Here is a 4161-nt window from a genome sequence, read left to right as displayed (position 1 = left end):
CATAACCACAATCTGCGATATACCCTTACTTAAAACTTATAACTTACTACTTAAAACTTATTTTACCCCTTCATCATAGCCAGGAAAGACGACAGTTTCTCTTTCATTTCCCGTCTGTCGGTAATGAAATCAAGAAAGCCGTGCTCCAGTACGAATTCGGATGTCTGAAAACCCTTGGGAAGGTCTTTTTTTATCGTTTCTTTTATTACGCGTGGGCCTGCAAATCCTATAAGCGCCTCTGGCTCCGCAATGTTAATGTCGCCCAGCATGGCATAAGAAGCTGTTACTCCTCCTGTTGTCGGATCTGTCAGCAGAGAAATATAAGGAATCTTAGCTTTGCTTAATAAGGCAAGCTTGGCGGAAGTTTTAGCCATTTGCATTAAGCTGAATGCTGCTTCCATCATCCTCGCCCCCCCGGATTTTGAAATAAGGAGGAAAGGTACTTTATGCTCCAGGCAATAATCGATAGATCTGGAGATCTTTTCTCCTACAACAGATCCCATCGATCCTCCGATAAAGTTGAAGTCCATACATGCAATCACGATGTCATGGCCATTCATCTGCCCGTAGGCAGATCTTATTGCGTCGTTAAGGCCTGTTTTGGCATAACTCTCTTCCAGCCTTTGTGTGTATTTCTTTGTATCCTTAAAATTCAGGGGGTCGCCCGAACGCATATTAGGATACAATTCCGTAAACTGATCGTCATCAAAAAGAACAGAAAAATATTCTTTCGAGCCTATCCGCAAATGATAGCTGCAATAATGACAAACGTATTTGTTCTCTACCTGTTCGGCATAATGCAAGGGTTTTTTGCATTGCGGACACTTGTTCCATAAACCGTCAGGAGCTTCTTTCTTTTCTTTTGTAGAAGTTATAATTCCTTTTTTCTCTCTTTTAAACCAAGCCATATCAAATGGAATAAGCACTGCAAATAAACGAAAATTTTAAGAAATGCGTTCTTATATAAAGGCACATATCATTCTTTTATTCCCCTTGCCCCTTATTCTGCCGGGAATGTGAAGACGAAGAGAAAGAATGTAATAGCATTAAATTTAATGATCTATATCACATAAGATAAACTTAAAATCGTTATTTTCGGGACTTCTTAAAAGACGTTATAATATGAATCTGAAAAATTATAAAGGCGTTTTGTTTGGAGATGCAGTTCAGGAATTATTTGAACAGGCAAAGAAACACCAATTCGCTTTACCAGCCGTAAACACCATTGGAACCAACTCTATCAATGCCGTAATGGAAACAGCTAAGGCTGTAAACTCCCCGGTGATCGTACAGTTATCAAATGGTGGCGCTCAGTTCTATGCAGGAAAATCATTGGATAATTCCAGTCTGCAGGCTTGTGTTTTAGGTGCTGTTTCTGCAGCAAGACACGTGCATCTGCTTGCTGAGCACTATGGTGTTGCTGTCATCCTTCATACAGACCATGCTGCTAAGAAATTATTACCCTGGATAGACGGTATGTTATCTCACGGAGAGCGTTTCCACAAGCAGTTCGGAAAGCCATTGTTCTCATCTCACATGCTCGATCTTTCTGAAGAGCCAATTGAAGAAAACCTGGAAATCAGTAAGAAGTATCTGGAGCGTATGAAAGCTCTTGGGATGACTGTCGAAATCGAGCTGGGTGTAACAGGCGGTGAAGAAGATGGTGTTGACAATTCTGATGTAGATAGTTCTAAATTATATACTCAGCCTGAAGAAGTGGCCTACGCATATAAAGAACTTAGCAGCGTAAGTCACCGTTTCACCATTGCAGCTGCATTTGGTAATGTTCACGGTGTTTACAAACCAGGTAACGTGAAGCTTCAGCCTATTATCCTGAAGAACTCCCAGGATTACCTGAGAAAAGAGCTCGGATTACAGGAAGAAAAGCCAATCAACTTTGTGTTCCATGGCGGTTCCGGTTCTTCTCAGGAAGAGATCAGAGAAGCGATCTCTTACGGAGCAATCAAGATGAACATCGATACAGATATGCAGTGGGCATTCTGGGAAGGTATCAAAGATTACTACAAATCAAAAGAAGGATACCTGCAGAGCCAGATTGGTAATGCTGAAGGAGTAGACTCCCCCAATAAAAAATATTACGATCCACGTGTGTGGTTGCGTAAAGGAGAAGAGACTTTTGTTAAACGTTTATCACAGGCATTTGAAGACCTCAACTGTGTTGACGTTAACAGCAAGCTCTGATTCAATTTTAGTAGGTTATAACAATGGAAAGCCATCTCTCAGAGATGGCTTTTATTTTGCACTTTTATGGAAAAAGATAGTATACTATCCGTTGAGAAGGTGAGTACGGAGACAGAACTGGAGAAGGTCTTCGCCATTCGCCGTAAGGTATTTGTGGATGAGCAGAATTGTCCGCCGGAGCTGGAGTGGGAGTACGAAGATGAATCTGTTCATTTCCTGGCAACTGTTGACGGACAACCTGCCGGAGCTGCCAGATGGCGCCGGACAGATAAGGGTTTTAAGCTCGAACGTTTCGCTGTTTTAAAAGAATTCAGGGGATACGGCGTTGGACAAGCCCTGGTAAAAAAAATATTGACAGATCTGCCCTCAGGCGCTGCGTACATTTACCTCCATGCTCAGTTACATGCCGTAGGGTTCTATGCGGGGCTCGGTTTCGTTGCCGAAGGCCCTCTGTTTGAAGAAGCCGGCATTCAGCATTACAAAATGAAATTTAACCAGGCGGGCCTCTGATCCCGCCGGCTACCTGTTTTGCTGGATCGGGATCCGCCTCCCTTTATTTTACTTTCGTATCTTCCGTCATGGATTGACGGTTAAACGGCCGGATAATAAGACGGGTACCCCTGTCATAACTAAAGTAGCTCCACACCCAGTTGACGAACACGACCAGCTTGTTCCTGAACCCCACAAGGGTCATTAAATGCACAAACATCCATACGAACCATGCAAATACGCCCTGGAAACGGATCTTGCCAAGATCTACCACCGCCCGGTTCCGCCCAACTGTCGCCATAGAACCTTTGTCTTTGTATTTAAATGGGAGGGGGGCTTCTTTATTAATGATCCTGACGATGTTCACTGCAAGATGCTGTCCCTGCTGCATGGCTACCGGAGCAACACCGGGATGTCCATGAGGATTTTCTCCGGTGATCATCGCAGCAACATCTCCTATCGCGAATATATCATCATATCCGGTTATCCTGTTGAACACGTCCACCTGGATCTTTCCGCCCCGCACGATCTTATCAGCAGGAATTCCTTCTGGAACGACGCCCCGTACACCAGCTGACCACAGTACATTCCTGGTGACGATTTCGTTCCCGTCAGAAAGTACGATCTTATCGCCGTCGTAAGAAGCTACCCTCATACTGGTTAAAACCTTTACTCCGAGTTCTTCCAGGAATTCATGCGAGCTTCTCTGTGATTGTGGCGACATCGGTCCCAGCACAGTGGGGGAGCCTTCTACCAGGAAGATATTCATATCATGCATATCCAGCTCCGGATAATCTTTGGGAAGGATGTGCCTCTTTAATTCTGACAGTGCACCGGCAAGTTCAACTCCCGTCGGGCCGCCGCCGGTTACCACAAAGTTTAAAAGAGCTTCTTTCTTTACCGGGTCTGTTTCAATCAGTGCCTCTTCGAGATTCTGAAGGATCATACTCCGCATATTAAGGGCTTCAGGAATCGTTTTCATGGGCATTGTATAATGCTCCAGTGTTTTCGACCCGAAGAAATTAGAGTCAGATCCGGTTGCCACTACCAGGTAGTCATAATAGAACTCACCGATATTCGTCGATACTGCTTTCCGTTCCGGGAAGATCGTTTCCACTTCTGCATTTCTGAATTTAAAGTTCTTCTGTCCCTTGAAGATCTTCCTTAACGGATAGGCAATAGAGTCAGCTTCCAGGCCTCCCGTGGCCACCTGGTAGAGCAGCGGCTGGAATGTGTGATAGTTATGCCGGTCGAGCATCAGCACCTGCACTTCCTTATCCTCCAGGTTTTTTGCCAGCTGTATCCCTCCAAAACCACCTCCTATAATAATAATCCTCGGAAAATTGACTGATTTCGATGTTGCCATATCTCAAAATTAAAAGGGCTCTCTACCTGTTTAAACCACGGAGGAAGAGAAAAGTTGGCATAAAAAAAGCTGTACCAGGTAAACCGATACAGCTTTTTTATGAG

4 protein-coding genes are annotated in these 4161 nt (G+C 44.2%); 2 read left to right on the top strand and 2 right to left on the bottom strand.

Annotated features, from left to right (window positions below; all coding sequences use genetic code 11):
- Positions 1 to 62 precede the first annotated feature (62 nt).
- Positions 63 to 908 carry an acetyl-CoA carboxylase, carboxyltransferase subunit beta gene (accD, locus tag DDR33_RS15245; RefSeq protein WP_109416667.1) on the bottom strand — a complete coding sequence of 282 codons (846 nt, stop codon included), beginning with the start codon at positions 906 to 908 and terminating at the stop codon, positions 63 to 65.
- 214 nt (positions 909 to 1122) lie between these two features.
- Here accD and fbaA point away from each other — a divergent pair, with 214 nt between their 5' ends.
- A complete protein-coding gene (fbaA, locus tag DDR33_RS15240) occupies positions 1123 to 2202 on the top strand; it encodes a class II fructose-bisphosphate aldolase (protein ID WP_109416666.1) in 1080 nt (359 codons plus the stop codon).
- 66 nt (positions 2203 to 2268) lie between these two features.
- Positions 2269 to 2712, top strand: a complete 444-nt coding sequence (locus tag DDR33_RS15235) for a GNAT family N-acetyltransferase (RefSeq protein ID WP_109416665.1) — start codon at positions 2269 to 2271, stop codon at positions 2710 to 2712.
- A 43-nt stretch (positions 2713 to 2755) separates the two neighbouring features.
- On the opposite strand, the gene DDR33_RS15230 is transcribed toward DDR33_RS15235, so the two are convergent.
- A complete protein-coding gene (locus DDR33_RS15230; protein ID WP_109416664.1) occupies positions 2756 to 4057 on the bottom strand; it encodes an NAD(P)/FAD-dependent oxidoreductase in 1302 nt (433 codons plus the stop codon).
- Positions 4058 to 4161: the final 104 nt, after the last annotated feature.

It is taken from the genome of Pararcticibacter amylolyticus, assembly GCF_003130405.1.
In the GTDB taxonomy this organism is placed as follows: Bacteria; Bacteroidota; Bacteroidia; order Sphingobacteriales; family Sphingobacteriaceae; genus Arcticibacter; species Arcticibacter amylolyticus.
The sequence above is the reverse complement of the archived record's forward strand: the minus strand, read 5'-3'. Positions and strand labels throughout refer to the sequence as shown.